The organism is Corynebacterium liangguodongii (assembly GCF_003070865.1).
Classification (GTDB): Bacteria; Actinomycetota; Actinomycetes; order Mycobacteriales; family Mycobacteriaceae; genus Corynebacterium; species Corynebacterium liangguodongii.
The window spans coordinates 1209598-1231723 of the sequence record NZ_CP026948.1; the positions used below are offsets into that span (position 1 = coordinate 1209598).

At 68.7% G+C, this 22126-nt stretch carries 21 protein-coding genes; 6 read left to right on the top strand and 15 right to left on the bottom strand.

Annotated elements, in window-relative coordinates; genetic code table 11:
• Nucleotides 1-18 precede the first annotated feature (18 nt).
• Nucleotides 19-981 (top strand): quinone oxidoreductase family protein, encoded by a 963-nt coding sequence (locus C3E79_RS05790; RefSeq protein WP_108404058.1) that lies wholly within the window; start codon nt 19-21, stop codon nt 979-981.
• On the opposite strand, the gene C3E79_RS05795 is transcribed toward C3E79_RS05790, so the two are convergent.
• Nucleotides 978-1889, bottom strand: coding sequence for a heme o synthase (locus C3E79_RS05795; protein WP_108405083.1), 912 nt, complete (start codon nt 1887-1889; stop codon nt 978-980). The genes C3E79_RS05790 and C3E79_RS05795 overlap by 4 nt on opposite strands.
• A 343-nt stretch (nt 1890-2232) precedes the next feature.
• Here C3E79_RS05795 and tkt point away from each other — a divergent pair, with 343 nt between their 5' ends.
• The 5 genes from tkt to pgl all read left to right on the top strand — a co-directional run bounded on the left by tkt (nt 2233) and on the right by pgl (nt 8796).
• Nucleotides 2233-4314: a transketolase gene (gene tkt, locus C3E79_RS05800; protein ID WP_108405084.1), complete on the top strand. Its 2082-nt coding sequence runs from the start codon at nt 2233-2235 to the stop codon at nt 4312-4314.
• 28 nt (nt 4315-4342) lie between these two features.
• Entirely contained in the window at nt 4343-5431 is a 1089-nt protein-coding gene (tal, locus tag C3E79_RS05805) for a transaldolase (RefSeq protein WP_108404059.1), read from the top strand.
• A gap of 105 nt (nt 5432-5536) precedes the next feature.
• Entirely contained in the window at nt 5537-7072 is a 1536-nt protein-coding gene (gene zwf, locus C3E79_RS05810) for a glucose-6-phosphate dehydrogenase (RefSeq protein WP_108404060.1), read from the top strand.
• 64 nt (nt 7073-7136) lie between these two features.
• Nucleotides 7137-8069, top strand: coding sequence for a glucose-6-phosphate dehydrogenase assembly protein OpcA (locus C3E79_RS05815; RefSeq protein ID WP_108404061.1), 933 nt, complete (start codon nt 7137-7139; stop codon nt 8067-8069).
• Between the two features lies 1 nt (nt 8070).
• A complete protein-coding gene (pgl, locus tag C3E79_RS05820) occupies nt 8071-8796 on the top strand; it encodes a 6-phosphogluconolactonase (protein ID WP_108404062.1) in 726 nt (241 codons plus the stop codon).
• 33 nt (nt 8797-8829) lie between these two features.
• Here the strand turns inward: pgl and secG are convergent, their stop codons facing one another.
• The 14 genes from secG to rpe all read right to left on the bottom strand — a co-directional run bounded on the left by secG (nt 8830) and on the right by rpe (nt 22119).
• The gene (gene secG, locus C3E79_RS05825; protein ID WP_108404063.1) at nt 8830-9066 is read right to left on the bottom strand and encodes a preprotein translocase subunit SecG; all 237 of its coding nucleotides are present in this window, start codon (nt 9064-9066) and stop codon (nt 8830-8832) included.
• 45 nt (nt 9067-9111) lie between these two features.
• Nucleotides 9112-9894, bottom strand: coding sequence for a triose-phosphate isomerase (tpiA, locus tag C3E79_RS05830; protein WP_108404064.1), 783 nt, complete (start codon nt 9892-9894; stop codon nt 9112-9114).
• Nucleotides 9895-9912: 18 nt separating this feature from the next.
• Entirely contained in the window at nt 9913-11130 is a 1218-nt protein-coding gene (locus C3E79_RS05835) for a phosphoglycerate kinase (protein WP_108404065.1), read from the bottom strand.
• A gap of 129 nt (nt 11131-11259) precedes the next feature.
• Nucleotides 11260-12273 carry a type I glyceraldehyde-3-phosphate dehydrogenase gene (gene gap / locus C3E79_RS05840; protein WP_108404066.1) on the bottom strand — a complete coding sequence of 338 codons (1014 nt, stop codon included), beginning with the start codon at nt 12271-12273 and terminating at the stop codon, nt 11260-11262.
• 160 nt (nt 12274-12433) lie between these two features.
• The gene (gene whiA, locus C3E79_RS05845; RefSeq protein WP_108404067.1) at nt 12434-13414 is read right to left on the bottom strand and encodes a DNA-binding protein WhiA; all 981 of its coding nucleotides are present in this window, start codon (nt 13412-13414) and stop codon (nt 12434-12436) included.
• A 79-nt stretch (nt 13415-13493) separates the two neighbouring features.
• Entirely contained in the window at nt 13494-14462 is a 969-nt protein-coding gene (locus C3E79_RS05850) for a gluconeogenesis factor YvcK family protein (protein ID WP_108404068.1), read from the bottom strand.
• 35 nt (nt 14463-14497) lie between these two features.
• On the bottom strand, nt 14498-15373 hold the full coding sequence (gene rapZ / locus C3E79_RS05855; protein ID WP_108405085.1) for an RNase adapter RapZ: 876 nt from the start codon (nt 15371-15373) through the stop codon (nt 14498-14500).
• Between the two features lie 10 nt (nt 15374-15383).
• A complete protein-coding gene (gene uvrC / locus C3E79_RS05860; protein ID WP_108404069.1) occupies nt 15384-17483 on the bottom strand; it encodes an excinuclease ABC subunit UvrC in 2100 nt (699 codons plus the stop codon).
• Between the two features lie 6 nt (nt 17484-17489).
• Nucleotides 17490-18017, bottom strand: a complete 528-nt coding sequence (locus C3E79_RS05865; protein WP_108404070.1) for a PH domain-containing protein — start codon at nt 18015-18017, stop codon at nt 17490-17492.
• 77 nt (nt 18018-18094) lie between these two features.
• Nucleotides 18095-18595, bottom strand: coding sequence for a 6,7-dimethyl-8-ribityllumazine synthase (gene ribH / locus C3E79_RS05870; protein ID WP_108404071.1), 501 nt, complete (start codon nt 18593-18595; stop codon nt 18095-18097).
• Between the two features lie 29 nt (nt 18596-18624).
• Entirely contained in the window at nt 18625-19875 is a 1251-nt protein-coding gene (locus C3E79_RS05875) for a bifunctional 3,4-dihydroxy-2-butanone-4-phosphate synthase/GTP cyclohydrolase II (RefSeq protein ID WP_108404072.1), read from the bottom strand.
• Nucleotides 19876-19880: 5 nt separating this feature from the next.
• Nucleotides 19881-20474: a riboflavin synthase gene (locus C3E79_RS05880; protein ID WP_108404073.1), complete on the bottom strand. Its 594-nt coding sequence runs from the start codon at nt 20472-20474 to the stop codon at nt 19881-19883.
• Nucleotides 20459-21448 carry a bifunctional diaminohydroxyphosphoribosylaminopyrimidine deaminase/5-amino-6-(5-phosphoribosylamino)uracil reductase RibD gene (gene ribD / locus C3E79_RS05885; RefSeq protein ID WP_108404074.1) on the bottom strand — a complete coding sequence of 330 codons (990 nt, stop codon included), beginning with the start codon at nt 21446-21448 and terminating at the stop codon, nt 20459-20461. The genes C3E79_RS05880 and ribD overlap by 16 nt, the downstream gene beginning before the upstream one ends.
• Entirely contained in the window at nt 21445-22119 is a 675-nt protein-coding gene (gene rpe, locus C3E79_RS05890; RefSeq protein WP_108404075.1) for a ribulose-phosphate 3-epimerase, read from the bottom strand. The genes ribD and rpe overlap by 4 nt, the downstream gene beginning before the upstream one ends.
• Between the last annotated feature and the right edge of the window lie 7 nt (nt 22120-22126).

Consider the following 22126-nt stretch of genomic DNA (forward strand, 5'->3'; position numbering starts at 1 on the left):
GCCCTAGTCTGGGTGGGCATGAAGGCGATTTTTGTCACGGAAACCGGTGGGCCCGAGGTCTTAAACGTCGTCGATCGGCCCGAGCCTCGCCCCGCGCCCGACGAGGTGCTCGTCGAGGTCGCCTACGCCGGGGTCAACTACATTGACACCTACTTCCGCTCAGGGTCCTATGCCCAGGAGCTTCCCTACATTCCCGGTTCGGAGGGCTGCGGCCGCGTGCTCGCCGACCCCGCCGGCGAGATCGCCGCGGGCACGGTCGTGGCGTGGCACGACGCCCCCGGCTCCTACGCGGAGCGGGTCTGCGTGAAGCGCAACCGTCTCGTCGCGGTGCCTGAGGGCATCGATCTGCCCGTCGCGGCCTCGATGCTTCTGCAGGGCATGACCGCCCACTACCTGCTCTTTGGCACCCGAGAGACGCGCGAGGGCGATACCTTGCTGGTCACCGCCGGGGCGGGCGGGGTCGGCCTCGTGCTCACGCAGATGGCGGTGAGCGCCGGGGCGATTGTCTACTCGGTGACCTCGACGCCGGAGAAGGCGGCGCTCGCCGCCGAGGCGGGCGCGTCCGCTGTCTTCGGCTACGACGATTTCGCCGCCAAGGCCCGCGAGGCCACCGGCGGGCGCGGCGTCGACGCGGTGTTCGACGGCGTGGGCAAGACGACGTTTCCGCAGGCGCTTGAGGCGTGCCGCCCGCGCGGCCTGGTCTGCTCCTTCGGCTCAGCCTCGGGAGAGGTCGAGGGCTTTGCCATCCAGGAGCTCAACAAGCACGGCTCGCTCTTCCTCACCCGCCCCTCCATCGGCGCGTACGTCGCCAGCGACGACGAGTTCCGCCTGCGCGCCCAGGCGGTGGTGCGCGCGATCGAGGAGGGCTCGTTGCGGTTGAGGATCCACGAGCCTTTCCTGCTTGACGACGCCATCGCCGCCCACACCGAACTCCAGGCGCGCCGCACCACCGGCTCGGTCGTGCTCAAGGTCGCGGGCTAGAGCAGCGCCCCGACTGTCGGCCACCCCAGCACGGCGTCGACGGACAGGGCGAGGAAGAGCACCGCGAGGTAGTTGTTGGACAGGATGAAAAGCTTCAGCGGCTTGACGTCCTCGCCGGCGACGACCCCGCGGTGCAGGCGCGTGGCCATGACCAAAAACGCCGCGCCGGAGACCACGGCTGCGACGAGGTAGATCCAGGACGTCGCCGGCACGATGAGCAGCGAGGTGGCGACGGTGAGCCAGGAGTAGAACACGATCTGGCGGGTGGTCTCCTGCGCCGTGGCCACAACGGGCAGCATGGGCACGTTGACGCGGGCGTAGTCGTCTTTGTACTTCATCGCCAGCGCCCACGTGTGCGGCGGTGTCCAGAAGAAGATGATCATGAACAGCACCACCGCCTGCCACCACTGGTCGCTGGTGCCATCGGTGACGTTATCGCGGACGGCGGCCCACCCGACGAGCACCGGCATGCACCCGGCCGCTCCGCCCCAGATGACGTTTTGCCAGGTCCTGCGCTTGAGCCACTTCGTGTAGACGTAGATGTAGAACCAGTTGGTCAGCACCACGAACCCTGCCGCGAGCCACGAGTGGCACAACAACCCGAGCCACATGACGGAGGCAGCGAGCAGCGCCCACGCGAAGAGCGCCGCGCGCGTCTTGGTCACGGTGTGGCGCACCAGGGGCCGGGCGCGCGTGCGGCCCATCTGCTGGTCGATGTCGTAGTCCGCGACCATGTTGAAGGTGTTGGCGGCGCCGGCGCCCATCCACCCGCCGAAGAGGGTTCCCAGGATGAGCCAGAGGTCGACTTCGCCGCGATCGGCCTGGAGCATGGCCGGGATGGCGGCGATGAGGAGAAGCTCAATGACCCTCGGCTTCGTCAGCGCGAAATAAGCCTTGATGGTCTCCACCGAAATAATCTCCTCCGCCGTCGCGTGCCCCCGCCCGGGGGCCTTCATACCTTCGTATGATGGTAGCGGCCCCGGGGCACAGGGGACGAATTGAAGGACGAATTGCGCGCGGCGGCCGCGCAGGCGCAGCATTGCCGCGGCGTCGCCGAACCACAGCCGTGAGAAACGATAGGCTAGGTGCCACTGCGCGCGCAGTCGACGCGGCCGCGCGCGCCAAAGAAATACACCAGAGAAGTACCCAGCGAACATACAAGCGAGGACGATAGTGACCAACTCGAACGAGGCCCCCAGCGCGGCCCCCAGCCCGGCGCAGCAGGCCACGCTGCCCGCCGAGCTTCAAGCCATGACCGTGCGCAACTACCCGGCGGACTGGACCGATGTGGATACGAGGGCCGTCGATACGGTTCGCGTGCTCGCCGCCGACGCCGTGGAGAAGTGCGGCTCCGGCCACCCCGGTACCGCCATGTCGCTCGCGCCGCTGGCCTACACGCTCTACCAGAGGGTGATGAACATCGACCCGGCCGACCCCCACTGGGTGGGGCGCGACCGCTTCGTGCTCTCCAACGGGCACTCCTCGCTCACCCAGTACATCCAGCTCTACCTCGGTGGCCTCGGCCTCGAGCTCGACGACCTCAAGTCGCTGCGCACCTGGGGCTCTAAGACCCCGGGCCACCCGGAGTACAACCACACCAAGCACGTCGAAATCACCACCGGCCCGCTCGGCCAGGGTCTTGCCTCGGCCGTCGGCATGGCCATGGCGGCGCGGCGCGAGCGCGGCCTGTTCGACCCGGACGCTCCGGCCGGGCAGTCCCCCTTCGACCACTTCATCTACGTCATCGCGGGCGACGGCTGCCTCCAGGAGGGCGTGACCGCGGAGGCGTCTTCCCTGGCGGGTACCCAGCAGCTGGGCAACCTCATCTTGTTCTGGGACGACAACCGCATCTCCATCGAAGACGACACGCGCATCGCGTTTACCGAGGACGTGATGAAGCGCTACGAGGCCTACGGCTGGCAGACGCTCACGGTGGAATCCGGCGAGGATGTCGTCGCCATCGAGGCCGCCGTGGCCGAGGCGAAGGCCGAGACGGCTCGCCCGAGCATCATCCGGGTGAAAACCGTGATCGGCTACCCGGCCCCCAACCTGCAAAACACCGGGGCCGTCCACGGCGCCGCGCTCGGTGGAGAGGAGATCGCGCTGGTCAAGCAGGCCCTCGGGTTCGATCCTGAGGTCTCTTTCCCCGTCGAGCCCGAGGTCATCGAGCACACCCGCAAGCTCGGTGAGCGCGCCGCCGCCAAGCGGGCGGAGTGGGACAGAAGGTTTAGCGCGTGGGCCGAGGCCAACCCGGAGCGCGCCGAGCTTCTCCGCCGCCTCACCGCCCGCGAGCTGCCTGAGAACTGGAGCGCGGAGATGCCCACCTGGGACGCCGACCCGAAGGGTGTGGCGACCCGCAAGGCGTCCGAGGCGGCGATCCAGGCCGCCGCGGCCGCGCTGCCGGAGCTTTGGGGCGGCTCGGCCGACCTCGCCGGCTCGAACAACACCTTGATCAAGGGCGCGAACTCGTTCGGCCCGAACGCGATCACGACGGGGAAGTTCACCGCCGAGCCCTACGGGCGCAACCTGCACTTCGGCATCCGCGAACACGCGATGGGCGCGATCATGAACGGCATCGCCCTGCACGGCGGCACCCGCGTCTACGGCGGCACCTTCCTCATCTTCTCGGAGTACCTCTACCCCGCGATCCGCGTCGCCGCTCTCTCCGGCATCGACGGCTACTACGTCTTCACCCACGACTCGATTGGCCTGGGCGAGGACGGCCCGACCCACCAGCCGGTGGAGACGCTCGCCGCGCTGCGCGCCATCCCCGACCTCGCGGTGATCCGCCCGGCCGACGCTAACGAGACCTCCGCCGCGTGGAAGGCCGCGCTCGAGGCCAAGGAGCAGCCGAAGGCGCTGGCCTTGACCCGCCAGAACGTCCCCGTGCTGGAAGGCACCAGGGAGAAGGCCTTCGACGGCGTGGCCCGCGGCGCCTACGTACTTGTCGAGGGCTCGAAGCCGACCCCGGATGTCATCCTCATCGGCACCGGCTCCGAGGTGCAGCTCGCGGTGGAAGCGGCGCAAACGCTCGAGGCCGAGGGCACAGCCGCCCGCGTCGTGTCCATGCCGTCGATGGAGTGGTTCCTCGAGCAGGAAGACTCCTACGTCGAATCCGTTGTGCCGCGCGCGGTGGAGGCACGCGTGAGCGTCGAGGCGGGCATCGCCATGCCCTGGTACCGCTTCCTCGGCGCCCACGGCCGCGCCGTCTCGCTCGAGCACTTCGGCGCCTCCGCCCCCGGCGCCGAGCTCTTCGAGCGCTTCGGCATCACCGCCGAGGCGGTCGCCGAGGCCGCGCGCGCATCCATCGCCAGCGCACGCACGAGCAACTAGCACACCACACACTAAGGACCACGCAACCATGAGCATCATTGACCAACTCTTCGACATCGGCACCTCCACGTGGCTCGACGACCTGTCGCGGGACCGGATCACGTCGGGCAACCTGGGCGAGATCAAGGCGTCGAAAAGCATTAAGGGCGTGACCACAAACCCCGCGATCTTTGCCAAGGCCATGTCCGCGGGCACCGCCTACGACGCGCAGCTCGCCGAGCTCAAGGCCGCGCGTAGCGACGTCGATACCGCCGTCTACGCCATGAGCGTGAAAGACGTGCAGGACGCCTGCGACCTCTTCGCCGACGTCTTCGCGGCCACCGACGGGCGCGACGGCCGCGTCTCCATCGAGGTCGACCCGCGCTACGCCGCCGACGAGGCCCGCACCGTCGCGCACGCCGCGGAGCTGGCGCGCCTTGTCGATCGCCCCAACGTCATGATCAAGATTCCGGCCACGGACGAATCGCTGCCCGCCATTACGGCAACGCTGGCGGCCGGGATCTCCGTCAACGTCACGCTCATCTTCTCCGTCGGTCGCTACCGCCAAGTCATCGACGCCTACCGGGAGGGCCTGCGCCAGGCCGCGGCGAACGGGCACGACGTCTCCGCGATCCACTCGGTCGCCTCCTTCTTCGTCTCCCGGATGGATACCGAGGTAGACAACCGCCTGGAGACCATCGGTACCGACGAGGCGCTCGCGCTGCGCGGCCAGGCCGGAATCGCCAACGCGCGGCTGGCCTACCAGCTCTTCCTCGACGAGTTCTCCGATCCGGCCGCCCTGCCCGCGGGGGCCAATAAGCAGCGCCCGCTCTGGGCGTCGACCGGGGTGAAAAACCCGGCCTACCCGGCGGACATGTACGTCACCGAGCTCGCCGGGCCCGATACCGTCAACACCATGCCGGAGGCCACCCTCGACGCCGTCATCGAGGCCGGGGAGCTCAAGGGCGACACGCTCACGGGCACCGCCGAGGACGCGCAGGCCGTCTTCGCGCGTCTCGCCGCCGTCGGCATCGACATCGATGACGTCGTCTCCGTGCTCGAGCGCGAGGGCGTGGAGAAGTTCGTCGACGCCTGGCAGGACCTGCTCGACTCGATGTCTGCCAACCTCGCCGACTAGCGCGCCGGCGCATTCGCGGGATCCTCATACCCTGTCGCCCGGCGGCAGGGTAAATTTGAACGAACAACCAAAATCGTCCCTTACTACCATTCGAGGTGAACATTCGTGACGGAAGACGCCGCGTGGGTCAACCCCCTGCGCCAACCCGACGACAAGCGCCTGCCCCGGATCGCCGGCCCCTCCGGCATGGTGATCTTCGGCGTCACCGGCGACCTCGCGCGCCGCAAGCTCCTGCCCGCCGTCTACGACCTCGCCAACCGTGGCCTCCTGCCGGCCGGTTTCACCCTCGTGGGTTTCGGCCGCCGGGAGTGGTCGAAGCGAGACTTCGAGGACTACGTGCGCAGCGCGATCGAGAAATCCTCGCGCACGACGTTTAACGAAAACGTCTGGAACCGGCTTGCCGAGGGCATGCACTTCGTCACCGGTGCCTTCGACGACGACGAGGCATTCGAGCGGCTCGCCGAGCTGCTGGCGCAGATGGACGCCGACCGCGGCACCGGCGGCAACTGGGCGTTCTACCTCTCCGTCCCGCCGGAGTACTTCTCCGACGTCGTCCACCAGCTCGACCGCTGCCACATGGCGCAGCCGAAGGGCAACCAGTGGCGCCGGGTCATCATCGAAAAGCCCTTCGGCCACGACCTCTCCTCCGCCCGCGAGCTCAACGACGTGGTCAACCAGGTCTTTCCCGAGCGCGCCGTCTTCCGCATCGACCACTACCTGGGCAAGGAGACGGTGCAAAACATCCTGGCCCTGCGCTTTGCCAACCAGATGTTCGAGCCGGTGTGGAACTCCAACTACATCGACCACGTGCAGATCACGATGGCGGAAGACATCGGGCTGGGCGGACGCGCGGGCTACTACGACGGCATCGGCGCGGCCCGCGACGTGATTCAAAACCACCTCATCCAGCTCCTGGCGCTCGTGGCCATGGAAGAGCCGACCTCGTTCTCTCCGCGCCGCCTGCGCGCCGAGAAGCTCAAGGTGCTGCGCGCCACCACCCCGGTCGAGCCTTTCGATCTCACCACCGCGCGCGGCCAATACGCCGCCGGGTGGCAGGGCTCCGAGAAGGTCATCGGCCTGCGGGAGGAGGAGGGGTTCGACCCGAACTCCTCGACCGAGACCTATGCTGCGTGTACGCTGCAGATCAACTCGCGCCGCTGGGCCGGGGTGCCCTTCTACCTGCGCACGGGCAAGCGCCTCGGCCGGCGTGTCACCGAGATCGCGCTCGTGTTCAAGCGCCCGCCGTTTCAGCCTTTTGCGAAGGGCCAGACCGACCTGCTCACGGCGAACGCCGTGGTCCTGCGCATCCAGCCCGACGAGGGTGTGCTCATGCGCTTCGGCTCGAAGGTGCCGGGCTCGACCATGGAGGTGCGCGACGTCAATATGGACTTCTCCTATTCCGAGGCGTTTACCGAAGAATCGCCGGAGGCCTACGAGCGCCTCATCCTCGACGCGCTGCTCGACGAGTCGGGCCTCTTCCCCACCAACGAGGAAGTGGAGCGCAGCTGGGAAATCCTCGACCCGATCTTGGAGCACTGGGCGGCGAGCGGACGCCCCGACGAGTACCCTGCGGGCACCTGGGGGCCGGCCTCCGCCGACGCCATGCTCGAGCGCACCGGACGCCACTGGCGCCGGCCCTAGCTCCGGCCCTAGCTAAGGCACCGCGCCACCCCGCCCGCCCCACGATGTGAAAGAGACCCCGCAGATGATTATCCCCCTGCCCAACACCTCGACGCGCGAGATTTCCGCGACGCTGCTCGACGCGCACGACAACTACTCCCTGGCAACGGGTCGCGTGCTCACCCTCATCGTCGTCGCTGCCGCCTCGGACGACGTCGACTCCATCCTCGTCTCCGTGCGCGACGCGACGCAGGAGCACCCCGCCCGCGTGCTCGTCATGCTGCTTGGGGACCCAGCGGCGCCGACCACCCTCGACGCCGAGTGCATCCTCACCGCCGACGCCGGGGCCTCCGAGATGGTGGTGATGCACCTCGGCGGAGAGCTCACGGCCAACCTCGATGCCGTGGTGACCCCGTTGATCCTGCCCGATACGCCGATCGCCGCGTGGTGGCCCACCACCGCCCCGGCCTGCCCGGCGCAAGCGCCCCTGGGCAACATCGCCCAGCGGCGCATCACCAACGCGCGGCGCAACGTCTCCGGCAACGCGCTTCTGCGCCTGTCCAACGGGTATACGCCGGGCGATTCGGACATGATGTGGTCGCGGATTACGCCGTGGCGCGGCATCGTCGCCTCGGCGTCCGACCGGCACCAGGGCGAGGACATCACGGCGGTGACGATCTCCGGGCCGGTGGATAACCCGAGCGTGGACATCGCGGCCGGGTGGCTGGCCAGCAGCCTCGGGGTGGACGTGACGCGTTGCCCCGCACCGCCGACCTCCGAGATCATCGAGAACGTCCCGATCACGGAGCTGCGGCTGTGCTACGAGCGCGGCGACATCGTCGTCTCTGTTATCGACGAGCACACCGTGCGCGTCTCGGTTCCCGGCAGCCCGGATTCCTATGTGGCCATGACGGCGCGCACGGATGCGGAGTGCCTGGCCGAGGAGCTGCGCCACCTCGATCCCGATACCGCGTACTCGCGCGCGCTGCAGGGCCTGTCCCACGTGAAGGAGAGCTAGCATGGTCGCCGTGTCGCGCCACAGCGAGCTTGGCTCGCTTATCGACGCCGCATCCGCTCGCTTCACCGAGCTCGTCGGCGCCATCCAGTCCGACCCGTCCGGCGGGGTCGGGGGCGACGGTTGCGCACGCGTCGTTGTCACCGGGGGCACCGCGGGCATTCGCTTCTTGGCCGCGCTGAGGGGTGCCCCGATCGACTTCGCCCGGCTCCACGTGTTCTTCGGCGACGAGCGCAACGTCCCGGTCTCCCACCCGGACTCCAATGAGGGGCAGGCCCGCGAGGCCCTGCTCGATCACGTGGGCATACCGGAGGCAAACATCCACGGATACGGCCTCGACGGGTCGGATATGGCCGCCGCGGTGCGGCGCTACGACGAGGTGCTCGCCCGGTTCGCGCCCGACGGGTTCGACCTCCACCTGCTCGGGATGGGCGGCGAGGGGCACGTCAATTCCCTCTTCCCGCACACGCCCCAGGTGCGCGAGTCGGAGCGCCTCGTCGTGGCGGTGACGGATTCGCCTAAGCCCCCGGCCGAGCGCGCCACGCTGACGCTTCCGGCCGTGGCGCGCGCGGAGCGTGTGTGGTTGCTGGTCTCCGGCGCGGAGAAGGCCGAGGCGGCGGGCCACGTGGCCCGCGGCGCCGATCCGGTCGAGTGGCCGGCGGCGGGCGCGGTGGGCCGGGCGGAGACGGTGTTGTTCGTCAGCGAGGACGCGGCGAGCGCGATCGGGTAGTCCGGCGGTAGCTCGCCGGACTAGCGCGCGCCGCTAGGCCGCGAAGGACTGCGCGATGTTGAGCCCGAGGATGCAGGTGATCCAGATCAGGGCGATGACGATGGTGTAGCGGGTGAGGTTGCGCTCCACGATCGTCGAGCCCGAGAGGTTCGCCTGGACCCCGCCGCCGAACAGGCTCGACAGGCCGCCGCCCTTGCCCCGGTGGAGCAGGATGAAGACGGTGAGCAGGACGGCGGTGATGACCAGCGTGATCTGGAGAGCCACAATCATGGCCTACACATTACACGACCGCCACCGGCTCCCCGCGCACGCCCGCTACCGCACGGCGTTTGCGGCCGCGGCGGCGAGTCTGGCAAACTCTTGGCCGTCGAGCGAGGCCCCGCCCACGAGCCCCCCGTCGACGTCGGGTTCGGCGACGACCTCGCCAATCGTCTCGACCTTGACGGAGCCGCCGTAGAGGATGCGGATGGACTCGGCCGTGGCGTCGTCAGCAAGCTCGCGGATGACCCCGCGAATCGCCTGGCAGACCTCCTGCGCGTCTGCCGCGGAGGCGGTCTTGCCGGTGCCGATCGCCCAGACAGGCTCGTAGGCGATGACGGTCTTCGCCAGGTCGGCCGCGCTCAGCCCGGCCAGCGAGGCGCGGGTCTGCTCGGTGACGAATGCGACGTGGCTACCGGCGTCGCGGACCGCCTCGGGCTCACCGACGCACACGATCGGGCTGATGCCGTGCGCGAGCGCCTTGGCCGCCTTGGCCGCGACGAGCTCGTCGGTTTCGCCGTGATCAGCGCGGCGCTCGGAGTGCCCGACGATGACCCAGGTGCAGCCCAGCTTGGCCAGCATGCTCGCCGAGATGTCCCCGGTGTGCGCGCCGTTATCGTGTTGGGAGAGGTCCTGGGCGCCGTAGGTGATGGAGAGCTTGTCGCCGTCGACAAGCGTCTGAATCGAGCGCAGGTCCGTAAACGGTACCGTCAGCGCGATGTCGACGTATTCGTAGCCGTCCTTCGGAAAGGCGAACGCGAGCTTCTGCGCGCTCGAGAGAGCCTCGAGGTGGTCGAGGTTCATCTTCCAGTTGCCGGCGATAAGTGGTTTGCGTGCCATCGGTGCTCCTCCCCCGCCCTACTCGCTGACCGCGCTCACGCCGGGCAGGTCCTTGCCCTCGATGAGCTCGAGGGAGGCGCCGCCGCCGGTCGAGATGTGGCTAAAGCCGTCCTCGTCGAGGCCGAGCATGCGTACCGACGCCGCCGAGTCGCCGCCGCCGACGACCGTGAAGCTGCCGTTGTCCCGGGTCGCCTCAATCATCGCGGTCGCGACGGCCTTGGTGCCATCGGCGAAGTTCGGGAACTCGAACACGCCCATCGGGCCGTTCCAGAAGACCGTCTTGGCACCCTTGACCGCCTCCGCGTACGTCTTCGCGGTCTCCGGGCCGATGTCGAGAGACATCCAGCCCTCGGGGATGTCGTCGAGCCCGACGATCTTCTTCTCCGCGCCCTTGTCAAACTCCGGGGCGACGGCGAGGTCGACGGGGAGGACGAGCTTGTCCCCGTAGGTCTTAATAAGCTCCGCGCAGGTCTCCACCATGTCGTCTTGGAGCAGCGATTTCTGCACGTCGTGGCCCTGGGCGGCGAGGAAGGTGTAGCACATCCCGCCGCCGATGATGACCTTGTCGGCCTTCTCGGCGAGGGCCTGGATGACGCCGAGCTTGTCGGAGACCTTCGAGCCGCCGAGCACGACAACATACGGGTGTACCGGGGCGTCCTTGACGGCGCTTAAGGTCTCCACCTCCTTGGCCACGAGGTAGCCCGCGTAGGCCGGGAGCTTCTTAGCCACATCGAAGACGGAGGCCTGCTTGCGGTGGACAACACCGAAGCCGTCGGAGACGAAGGCGCCGTCATCGGCGGCGAGCGCGGCGAGCTCGGCGGCGAATTCGGCGCGCTCGGCGTCGTCCTTGGAGGTCTCCCTGGCGTCGAAACGCACGTTCTCGACGAGCAGGATCTCGCCTTCGGTCAGGCCGTTGGCGCGCTCGTGGGCGTCCTCGCCGGAGACGTCGGAGGCGAGCGGGACGAACTGGCCGAGGCGCTCGGAGAGCGCTTCGGCGACGGGCTTGAGGGAAAACTCCGGCTTGAACTCGCCCTTCGGACGGCCCAGGTGCGCGGTGACGATGACCTTGGCGCCTGCATCGAGCAGGGCCTTGAGCGTCGGGATGGAGGCATCGATGCGGCCCGGGTCTGTGATATTGCCCTCGTCATCGAGCGGGACGTTGAAATCGGAGCGGACGAGCACGTGGCGCCCGTCCACGCCCTCGGCGAGCAGATGGTCAATAGTCTTGAGTGCCATGGGGGGGAAATCTCCTTGATAAATGGCCGGCGATCTTCGTTTTTCTTTCAGTGTAGTGAGAAACGCGATCGCCCGGGCGCATCGCGCTTGGCGACGCCCGGGCGAGGCAGTTGTGGGTACCGAGCGGCGCTAGCTCAGCTTCTCCGCGACGGTCTTGGTCATGCGGATGTACTGGGAGGTGTAGCCGTACTCGTTGTCGTACCAGGAGATCACCTTGAGCAGGTTGCCGCCGATGACGCGGGTCATGCCGGCGTCGAAGATGCCGCCGTACGGGCTCGCGATGATGTCGGAGGAGACGATCGGATCCTCGGTGTAGCCCAGCGCCTGGCCGAGCACGGTGCCCTCGGTCGCCGCCTTGACCGCGGCGTTGACCTCGTCGACGGTGGCGTCCTTCTCCAGCACGACGGTGAGGTCGGTGGCGGAGCCGGTGATGGTGGGCACGCGCATGGCGAAGCCGTCGAGCTTGCCCTTGAGCGCGGGGATGACCTCCGCGACGGCCTTCGCGGCGCCGGTGGTGGTAGGCACGATGTTCTGGGCGGCGGCGCGGGCGCGGCGCAGGTCCTTGTGGGGGGCGTCCTGCAGGCGCTGGTCGCCGGTGTAGGCGTGGATCGTGGTCATCAGCCCGGAGGTGATGCCGAAGTTATCGTTAATGATCTTGGCCACCGGGGCGAGCGAGTTCGTGGTGCAGGAAGCCCCGGAGATGATGGACTGGCTGTCGGTGTAGTCCTCGTGGTTAACGCCCCACACGTAGGATCCGTCAACCTCCTTGCCCGGGGCCGAGATGATGACCTTTTTCGCACCGGCATCGATGTGCGCCTGGGCGTCTGCCTTGGTGCGGAACTTACCGGTGCACTCGAGGACGATGTCGACCCCGGCCTCGCCCCAGGCGAGGTTGGCAGGATCCTTCTCCGCGGTGACCTCGATGCGGTGGCCGTCGATGGTGATCGAGTTCTCATCGTGCTCGACGGTGCGGCCGAGCTTTCCGTAGGCGGTGTCGTACTTGATCAGGTGCGCGAGGGTCTCGTTATCGGTGAGGTCGTTGGCCTTGACCACCTCGAGGTCGCCCTCGTACTGGTCCAAGATGATGCGCAGCGATGCGCGGCCGATGCGGCCGAGGCCGTTGATGCCGATGCGGGTGGTCATGGTGAATGTCTCCTCGTGGTTTGGGTTGGTGCCACGGCTCCGAGAGCGTGTCTCCCAGTACCGTTGCTTCCGAGTGTAGCCGTGCCTGAAGCCGCCCGCAGGGCCCCGCATCAGCGCCCTGCCTCCCCGCATTCATACCCCAGCTGTCCCGGGTGCCCCGCTACTCGCCCTCCCTCTCGACGGCGCTGTGGGTATCCGGAATCCCCAGCTCGGCGGCGCGCTTGTCCGCCAGCGAGAGCAGGCGCCTGATCCGCCCGGCGACCGCGTCCTTTGTCATCGGCGGGTCGGCCAATCGCCCGAGCTCCTCGAGGGAGGCGTGCCGGTGATCGACGCGCAGGGACCCCGCCTCAGCGAGGTGCTCCGGGACGTCGTCGCCAAGAATGTCCATCGCCCTCTCGACGCGCAGCGCGGCCGCCGCCGCGGCCTGGGCGGAGCGCCGGGTATTGGCGTCATCGAAGGTGGCCAGGCGCTGCCCGCCCGCAGAGCGCTCCTGCCGCGCCGAGCGCTTCGCGTCCCACACCAGGCGGGCGCGCTGCGCCCCCATTCTGCTCAGCAGCACGGCCACCGCGTCGCCGTCGCGCACGTAGACGCGCTCGATCGCCCGGGTCTGCCGCGTCTTCGCAGATATTGAAAGCCGCCGCGCGAGGCCGACGAGCGCCAGCGCGGCCTCCTCGCAGGGGCAGGCGACCTCGAGGCTCGAGCTGCGCCCCGGTGCGGTGAGCGTGCCGCGGGCCAAAAACGCCCCGCGCCAGGCCGCCTCGACGTCTTGCATCTCCCCGGAGATGATGTGGCTGGGCATGCCCACGACCGGGTGGCCCGAAGCCGTGACAAGCTTGAGCCTGCGGATGACCTCGCGCGCGTCGTCCTCGACCCGCACCACGTAGCCCGCCTCGCGCGCACCCGTGCCCTGCCCGGGCGGAGCGACCACGACGTGGACCCCGCAGAGTTCCTCCAGCGAGGCGCTGAGGCGGCGCGCGACGCGCTGGTCGGCGAAATCGGCGGCCAGGCTGAGGCCCTGTGGTCCGGCCTCGATCTGCCCGGCGAAGCGCACCAGCGCCGCGGCCTCGGCGACGCGGGCGCTGTGGCAGGGGTGCTCGAGCTGCAGCAGCTCGTCGATGACCTGCGCGGTTAGTGACACCACCGGACCTCCATTGTGCTTCGTGTCTGCTCCCTCGCGCAGGAGCGGATCGGCCGACCGCGCCCTGACGAGCCCCATCAGTCTAGCTTGACGCCAATTCGAGCAACGCCTGAGCCAGCTTCTCTGGATCGTGGGTGAGCCCCATGGTGCCGTCGGCAAGGATCGTGCGCACGTCCCGGTAGCTGATTTCCGCCCCGGCCCGCGCGGCGGTCCGCGAGAGGTTCGCGCGCTCGCCCGGGGTCGTCTCCGCGTTTGCATCGGCCAAGAAGTGGTCCACCTCGAGCCCGAGCGCGTGCTGCGACAGGAGGTGGATATGGCGCTCAGTGGTAAAGCCCTGCGTCTCCCCCGCCTCCGGGGAGAGGTTCAAGATGACGATCACCCGCGCGCTCGTCTCGTTGAGCGCGGCGATGACGTCCGGCACCAAAAGATGCGGGATGACCGAAGAAAACCACGAGCCGGGACCGATCGTGACCACGTCTGCGTTCAGGATGGCCTCGATCGCGGCGGGGTTGACCGGCGGGTTCGGCGGGAGCAGCCGGACCCTCCGCACGCTACCCGGCGTCGTGGCCACCGCCACTTGGCCGCGCACGGAGCGCATGATACGGGGATCATCGTCTAACCCGGCGACATCGGCCTCGATCTCCAGCGGCTGGTTGCACACGGGGATCACCCGGCCGGCAGAGCCGGTCCACCGCGCCAGCACATCGAGCGCGGCCTGCATGCCCCCGGTGGTCTCGCTTAACCCCGCGAGCACGAGATTGCCCACGGCGTGCCCAGCCATAGCCCCGTTACCCTTAAACCGGTGCTGCAGCATGGTCCGCCACAGCCGGCCCTCCTCGTCGTCGCTGGTGAGCGCGGAGAGCGCCATCCGCAGGTCGCCGGGCGGAATCATTGCGAGCTCCCGGCGCAACCGGCCGGAGGAGCCACCGTCGTCAGCGACGGTGACCACCGCGTCGATGTGACCCGCGCGCGCCTGCCGCGCCGCCAGCAGCGTCTGGTAGAGCCCGTGCCCTCCCCCAAGGCACGTGAAATGAAGGGCGTCTTTCGTCATTGGTCTCTCTTCCTCGCTTGACCGTTGGGGGGTAATTAATGGCGCTCAAGGTCACGGTGCAAAACGTGGACATCCACCTCGCCGCGCTCGCGCAGCGTCTCCGCCACCGCCTCCGCGATCGCGACTGAGCGGTGGTGGCCCCCGGTGCAGCCGATGCCCACGGTGACGAAATCCTTGCCTTCATGGCGGTACCCCGGCAGCATCGAGGTCAATAGGGCAACGAGATTATCGACGAACTCGCGGGCGCCGGGCTGCGAGAGCACGTAATCGGAGACCGGGGCGTCGGTCCCCCGGAAATCGCGCAGCCCCTCGATCCAGTACGGGTTGGGCAAAAAGCGCACGTCCATCACCACGTCGGCGTCGCGCGGGGATCCGTGCTTGAAGCCGAAGGATTCCACGGTGACGTGCTGGCGGTGGGCGGTGAGCTCGCCGACTGACGCCTCCACCGCGCGCCGCAGGTCGTGCACGGAGAGGTTGGTCGTGTCGATGATGACATCGGCGAGGTCGCGCACCGCGGAGAGCTGCTCGCGCTCCCGGGCGATGCCGACGCTGAGCGGATCGACGTCCTGCAGCGGGTGGGTGCGCCGGACGCTATCGAAGCGGCGAATCAAGACGTCGTCACGCGCCTCGAGGTAGAGCACGAACGGATCGATGCCCTTGGCCTTGATCGCCCCGATCGTCTCGAGCAGCGAGCCGGAGAAATTGCGCGCGCGGACGTCGGTGACGAAGGCGAGGTGCTCGATCGGCGCCTCGCCCGCCAGCGCCATCTCCGTGAGCTGCAGGATCATCGCCGGGGGCAGGTTCTGCGAGACAAAATAGCCCTTGTCCTCGAAGATCTTCGCGGCGGAGGAAAGCCCCCCGCCGGAGAGCCCCGTGATGATGACGGGGCGGATGTCGAAAGAGCGCTCCATGCCGACCATGCTAGTTCATCCCACCCGGCCCTGGGAGCGGATCGTCCTTGTGAAGGTGCGCGAAGATCACCTCGGCGAGCTTCGGACCGACGCCCTTGACCTCTTGGATCTGCTCGACGGAGGCCTCTTTGACCTTCTTCACGCTCCCGAAGTGCTTCACCAGGTCGCTGCGCCGCGCCGGGCCGAGCCCCGGCACCCCGTCGAGGGCGGAGGCCCGCATGCGCTTGGAGCGCTGCTGCCGGTGGTAGGTGATGGCGAAGCGGTGGGCCTCGTCGCGGATCTGCTGGAGCAGGTAGAGGCCATCGGAGTTGCGCGGCAGGATCACGGGCTCGTCGTCCTCGGGGACCCAGACTTCCTCGAGGCGCTTGGCCAGGCCGATGAGCCGCACGTCGACGATGCCGAGCTCGTCGAAGACGGCCTGGGCTGCGTTGACCTGCGGCTTGCCGCCGTCGACGATGAAGAGCTGCGGCGGGTAGGCAAACCGCCTCGTGCTGGTGGCCTCCACCTCCGCGGCCTCCTCGGCAAACATCATCGCTCCCGCCTCCTCGTCGGGGTTGGCCAGCTTGTCGTCGTTGTAGCGCTTAAAGCGCCTGCGCGTGACCTCCGCGATCGAACCGACGTCGTCGGAGCGCCCCTCCCCCGCGGCCTCCTTGATGCGGTAGCGGCGGTAGTCGGACTTCTTCGGCAGCCCGTCTTCGAAGACCACCAGGGACGCCACCACGTCGGTGCCCTGGATGTGGGAGATGTCGGTGCACTCCATCCGCAGGGGGGCCTCGTCCATGCCGAGGGCGTCCTGGATGTCCTTAAGCGCCTGCGAGCGGGCGGTGAGGTCGCCGACCCGCTTGAGCTTGTGCTGGTGCAGCGCCTCGGAGGCGTTGCGCTTGACGGTCTGCATGAGCGCGGCCTTGTCCCCGCGCTGCGGCACCCTCACGTCGACTGCGGCGCCGCGCAGCTCGCAGAGGAGCTCGGCGACCTCGGGGGCCTCCGCGGGCTCGTCGCACACGAGGATCTCGTGCGGCACGGGCACCGGGGGCGCCGGCGCGGCGACCGATTCCTGGTCCACCCCGCGGCGGCGCACCTTAGAGGCGGCGAGCCGCGCGTCTTCCGCCTTTTCCTCGTTAACCCTCTCGACCGCATCGGAGTAGTACTGCACCAAAAAGTCGCGCACCAAAGAGGGCAAGGCCGGGTCCGCCTGCCCCTCCTCGAGGCGCTCCCGGCTGCCCGGCTCGTCGCCGGTTTTCTCCACCACCCAGCCGCGCTGGGCGCGGATCCGGCCGCCGCGCACGATGAAGATCTGCACCGCCGCCTCCAGCTCGTCGGTGTCGAAGGCGATGAGGTCCGCATCAGTGTCCCCGCCGAGCACGACGGTTTGGCGCTCCATGACCTTGTTCACAGCCTCGAGGTCGTCGCGAAGCCGCGCGGCCTTTTCAAACTCGAGCGCGGCTGCGGCATCATTCATCCGCCGCGTCAGCTCCTTGACTACCGTGTCGGTCCGGCCGGACAAAAACGCCATGAAGCCGCGCACGATCTCGTCGTACTCCGCCTCGTCGACGCGTCCCACACACGGCGCCGAGCACTTGTCGATGTAGCCGAGCAGGCACGGCCGCCCGAGGGACTGGTGGCGGTTATATACCCCGTTCGAGCACGTGCGGATGGGAAAGACGCGCGTGAGCAAATCGAGGGTCTCGCGCACCGCCCACGCGTGCGAGTACGGGCCGAAGTAGCGCACCCCTTTGCGGCGCGGGCCGCGGTAGAAAAACGCCCGCGGGAAGCGCTCCCCAACGCTCACGGCGAGCATGGGGTAGGTCTTATCATCGCGGTACATGACGTTGAACCACGGGTCAAAGCGCTTGATCCAGGTGTATTCGAGCTGGAGCGCCTCGACCTCGCTGGCAACAACGGTCCACTCCACCGACGCGGCGGTAGAGACCATCTGCCGGGTGCGCGGGTGGAGCTGGGCGGGCGGCTGGAAGTAGTTGTTAAGCCGCGCCCGCAAGTTTTTCGCCTTGCCTACGTAGACGACGCGGCCGGAGGAGTCGCGAAACTTATACACCCCGGGCTCGGTCGGGATGGTGCCCGGCGCAGGCCGGTAGCTTTCGGGATTGGCCACGCGGAATTAGCTCTCCGGCATGTAGGCGGCTTCAAGGGCACGGAACTTATCGACGGCCGCGAGCGCGCCCTTCCCGTCCGCCGCCTGGATCGCCCACAGCGGCACGTACTCGAACTCGGGCAGCTCGAGGCGGGCCATGCGCGCCGAGCGCGGGAAGGACAGGCCGTAGATCACGAGCCACGGGTAGAACCGGGTGCCGATGATGTTGCGTACCTCCACCCCATCGGCGTTGACCCGCACGCGGGGCCTAGTGAGGGCTACGTAAGAAAGAGCCGAGATGATCACCCCGATGCCGGGGAAGGCGAGCTTGTCAACGAGCGTGAAATCAAGCCCGGTAAACCCGGCGTCCACCACGGCGCCCATGAAGATGTGCACTGCCATCACCACAACGACCCACCCGATGGCCACCTTCTTAAGAAACGGCGAGCGCAGCTCGAGCTCCCACGGCTTCGTCGAGGTCACCGCGTGCGGGTCAGCGGCATAGAGGCGCGTTAAGTCCTCGTCGCTGAGCTGCCGTGTCTGTTTCGCCGCCACGCTGCCGCCGTCCTCTCCGTGAAAATGTGGGTGGTTGTGCTAGATCATAACGCCAAGGATCATAATTCCAAGGCGCGCTAGGTCCGCGTCTGCGTCTGCTTCGGCGCCAGCTGGCGGACCTTCGCCAGCTCGTCGAGTGCCCCAAGCGCGGCGAGCACCGCCTCGGCGCCCTTGTCTTCCTTCGCGTCCTCGCCACCGGCGCGCTCGAGCGCCTGGTCCTCGTCGTCGACGGTGAGCACGCCGTTGCCCACGGGGGTCTCCTCGTCGAGCGCGACCCTGGTCAGCCCCGAGGTGACCGACTCACACACGTAGGTAAAGTGAGCGGTCTCTCCCCGAATCACGCAGCCGAGCGCGACGACCGCGTCGTAGCGCCTCGCGCACGCCTGGGCGAGAACCGGCAACTCGAACGCCCCGGAGACCCAGTACTCGTCGACCTTCGCCCCGAGCTCGCGCGCCGTGGAGACCGCGCGCTCGTGCAGCAGGGCAACGATCTTCTCGTTCCACCGCGTGGATACGACCGCGACCCGCGCCCCCTCGGCGTTCGGTCTCGGTACCTCTGGTGCCCCTTGGTGTGCCAACGTGATGCTCCTTTCGTCGCCGGCGGCCGCTACCGCCCGCCGGGCGTTACGTCCCAGGCCTCAACCGAGGGCAGGTCGTGGCCGAGGCGCTCGCGCTTGGTGCGCAGGTAGCGGATGTTGTCGTGGGAGGGAACAATCTCGATCCTAGTGCGGCCCGAGACCACGGGCCCAAAACCCGCCAGGGCCTCGACCTTTTCGGGGTTATTCGAGAGCACCTCGAAGGACTCCACGCCCAGATCGGCGAGGATCTGACCTGCCACGGAGTACTCTCGGGCGTCGATAGGAAGCCCCTGTTCGAGGTTCGCATCGACGGTGTCAAGCCCGGCGTCTTGCAGCCGGTAGGCCTCGAGCTTGGCCACCAGCCCTATGCCGCGGCCCTCGTGCCCGCGGACGTAGACGATGACGCCGCGCCCGGCCTGTTGCACCCTGCGCATCGACTCGTGCAGCTGGGGCCCGCAATCGCACCGGCGTGAGGCGAAGACGTCCCCGGTGAGGCACTCGGAGTGCACGCGCACGAGGACATCGCTGCCCCCGGCGACATCGCCGACGACGAGGGCGACGTGCTCCGTGCCGTCGATGTCGTTGCTGTATCCGTAGGCGCGAAATTCGCCGAAGTCCGTGGGCAGTAGCGTCTCGGTGCGTCGCGTGACAAACCTCTCGTGGCGGCGCCGGTACTCAATGAGCTGGGCGATCGAGATCATCGCCAGGCCGTGCTCGTCGGCGAAGCGGCGCAACTCCGGGCCGCGGGCCATGTCGGTGGGGTCGTCCTCGGAGACGATCTCGCAGAGCGCGCCGGCGGGGCGAAGGCCGGCGAGGCGCGAGAGATCCACCGCCGCCTCGGTGTGCCCGTTGCGCGCGAGCACCCCGCCCGGCCGAGCGCGCAGCGGCACGACGTGGCCGGGGCGGGTGAAATCCTCCGGGCCCCGCGCCGGGTCGGCCAGCCGCGTGATGGTCTCGGCCCGCGAGCGCGCCGAGATGCCCGTTGTCCCCGTCGCGGCGTCGACCGTCACAGCGTACGCGGTCGCGCGGGCGTCCTCGTTGCGCGCCACCATCGGGGGAAGCTGGAGCCTGTCGGCCGCCTCCGGCTCCAGCGAGACGCAGATGTAGCCGGAGGTGTGGCGCACCATAAAGGCAACGAGCTCGGGCGTTGCGCGCTCGGCGGCGAAGATCAGGTCGCCTTCGTTTTCCCTGTCTTCGTCGTCGACAACAACGACCGCCTCCCCGCGGGCGATCGCCGCGATGGCGTCTTCGACGCCGTCCAGGGAAATCCGCTCACTCATGGGTGCTAATGGTAGACCCCAACAATCTTTTCGACGTACTTGGCCACGATATCGACCTCGAGGTTGACCGGATCGCCAACACCCAGCTCGCCCGCCGTCGTCTCCGCCAGGGTCGTCGGGATGAGAGAGACCTCGAAGTAGCCCTCACCCACCGCGGAGACGGTCAGCGAGGTCCCGTTGACGGTGATCGAGCCCTTCTCCACGACGTAGCGGGAGAGCTGCGCCGGCAGCGAGATCCGCACGACCTCCCAATGCTCGGAGGCGGTGCGCGATGCGACCTCGCCGACGCCGTCGACGTGGCCTTGCACGATGTGTCCTCCCATGCGCTCCCCGGCGGCAAGTGCGCGCTCGAGGTTTACCCTGCTGCCCGGTGCGTAAGTGCCCAGGCGGGAGCGGTTGAGAGTTTCTTGCATCACATCGGCCGTAAACTCCCCTTCCGCCGCCTCGACGACGGTGAGGCACACCCCGTCGACGGCGATGGAATCGCCCGGGCGGGCATCGGCCGTGACCACGGGGGCGCGCACGGCCACGCGGACGGCGTCGCCAAGCTGTTCGAGCCTGACCACCCGGCCGACTTCTTCAACTAGCCCTGTAAACATTCCTTCTCCATTTCGATGAGCACGTCTTCTCCTAAGGTCGCGGTGTCAACGAGCTGGTAGCGCGGCGCCGCAGACAGGCTCGGCGCCAGGGCGCGCGCAAGCACCCCCGTACCGCCGCCGAGCAGCAGCGGCGCGAGGTAAGCCTGGACACGATCGACAACGCCGAGCTCGATGAAGCTCGCCGCCAGGCTGGCCCCGCCCTCGACGAGGACGTCGCGCGCACCTGTGTCCCACAGCGCCTCGAGCGCCTCCTCAGGAGTGCCGTAGCGCTCGTAGCCAAGCCGCGAGAGGTTCCCCGCGGGCACGTCCCGCGTGCCGACGACCACCCGCCGCGGCTGGTGTCGCCGCAGCGTCCCGTCCGGCAGGCGGGCCGTGAGCGAGGGGTTATCCGCGATGGCGGTGCCGGTGCCGATCACGATGGCATCGCGCGCGGCGCGGTCCGCGTGGACGTGCTCGCGGGCGGCCGGGCCGGTGATCCACTGGCTGGTGCCGTCCGGGGCGGCGGTGAAGCCGTCGATACTCGCGGCGAACTTCACCGTCACCGAGACCCGGCCGTGGCGCACCGAGCTCAGCCACGGGTCGAGCGCCTTGACCCGGCGGGGCGCGAAGGTCGCCTCGATGCCGCGTGAGCGCAGGTAATCGGCACCCCCGGCGGCCAGCGGGTTGGGGTCTTCGGTGAGGTAGATCACTTCGACTACCCCCGCCTCCGCGAGCGCCTCTGCGCACGGCCCGGTGCGGCCGGTGTGGTTGCACGGCTCGAGAGTGACCACCGCGATCGCCCCGCGCGCCGCGGACCCGGCCCGCCGAAGGGCGTTGACCTCCGCGTGGGGGCCTCCCGCGGGCGAGGTCGCCCCGGTGGCAATGAGCGCACCGTCGGGCCGGTAGAGCGCGCAGCCAACGGGCGGGTTCGGCGAGGTCGTCCCCCGCACCGACTCCCCCGCCCGCAGCGCCGGGCCGACGTCTGGCTGCCTCACCGGGCCGCCGGGCCCGCCTGCGCCGCGCGGGCCAGCTCCCGGAGCTTATCCACCGCCGCGGCGGGGTCATCCGACCCGAACACCGCGGAGCCGGCGACGAAGGATTCGACCCCGGCGGCGGCCGCCTGCGCGATGGTGGACGCGGCGATGCCCCCATCGATGGCGATGATCGTGCCCAGCCCCGCATCGGCGATGTGGGCGCGCAGTGCCTCCGCCTTGGCTAAGACCTCTGGCATGAATTTCTGCCCGCCGAATCCCGGCTCGACGCTCATAATCATGACTTCTTCGACGAGCTCGACGTGCTCGAGGTAGGGCTCGATCGGGGTGCCGGGTTTGACCGCGAAGCCGGCCTGCGCCCCGGCCTCGTGGGCGCTCCGCGCCGCCGCGGAGACGTCGCGGACAGCCTCGACGTGGAAGATGAGCCGGTCCCCACCCGCGGCGACGTAGGTGTCAAACCAGCGCTCCGGCTGCTCGATCATCAAATGCATATCGAGGAACTGCTCGGTGACCCCGTCCACAGCCCGGGTGAGGTCCGGGCCGAAGGAGAGGTTGGGCACGAAATGCCCGTCCATGATGTCGACGTGGAGTAGGTCGGCGTTGGCCACCTTGCGCACGTCCTGCCCGAGCGCCGCGTAATCCGCGGCGAGGATTGAGGGGGCGATGTAGAGCATGGCACCA

What these genes read in the sequence shown, in the direction of transcription:
- C3E79_RS05790 (WP_108404058.1), top strand. Translation starts at nt 19, where the DNA reads ATGAAGGCGATTTTTGTCACGGAAACCGGTGGGCCCGAGGTCTTAAAC.
- tkt (WP_108405084.1), top strand. Translation starts at nt 2,233, where the DNA reads ATGACCGTGCGCAACTACCCGGCGGACTGGACCGATGTGGATACGAGG.
- tal (WP_108404059.1), top strand. Translation starts at nt 4,343, where the DNA reads ATGAGCATCATTGACCAACTCTTCGACATCGGCACCTCCACGTGGCTC.
- C3E79_RS05815 (WP_108404061.1), top strand. Translation starts at nt 7,137, where the DNA reads ATGATTATCCCCCTGCCCAACACCTCGACGCGCGAGATTTCCGCGACG.
- pgl (WP_108404062.1), top strand. Translation starts at nt 8,071, where the DNA reads ATGGTCGCCGTGTCGCGCCACAGCGAGCTTGGCTCGCTTATCGACGCC.
- secG (WP_108404063.1), bottom strand. Translation starts at nt 9,066, where the DNA reads ATGATTGTGGCTCTCCAGATCACGCTGGTCATCACCGCCGTCCTGCTC.
- tpiA (WP_108404064.1), bottom strand. Translation starts at nt 9,894, where the DNA reads ATGGCACGCAAACCACTTATCGCCGGCAACTGGAAGATGAACCTCGAC.
- C3E79_RS05835 (WP_108404065.1), bottom strand. Translation starts at nt 11,130, where the DNA reads ATGGCACTCAAGACTATTGACCATCTGCTCGCCGAGGGCGTGGACGGG.
- gap (WP_108404066.1), bottom strand. Translation starts at nt 12,273, where the DNA reads ATGACCACCCGCATCGGCATCAACGGCCTCGGCCGCATCGGCCGCGCA.
- C3E79_RS05850 (WP_108404068.1), bottom strand. Translation starts at nt 14,462, where the DNA reads ATGACGAAAGACGCCCTTCATTTCACGTGCCTTGGGGGAGGGCACGGG.
- rapZ (WP_108405085.1), bottom strand. Translation starts at nt 15,373, where the DNA reads ATGGAGCGCTCTTTCGACATCCGCCCCGTCATCATCACGGGGCTCTCC.
- C3E79_RS05875 (WP_108404072.1), bottom strand. Translation starts at nt 19,875, where the DNA reads ATGAGTGAGCGGATTTCCCTGGACGGCGTCGAAGACGCCATCGCGGCG.
- C3E79_RS05880 (WP_108404073.1), bottom strand. Translation starts at nt 20,474, where the DNA reads ATGTTTACAGGGCTAGTTGAAGAAGTCGGCCGGGTGGTCAGGCTCGAA.
- rpe (WP_108404075.1), bottom strand. Translation starts at nt 22,119, where the DNA reads ATGCTCTACATCGCCCCCTCAATCCTCGCCGCGGATTACGCGGCGCTC.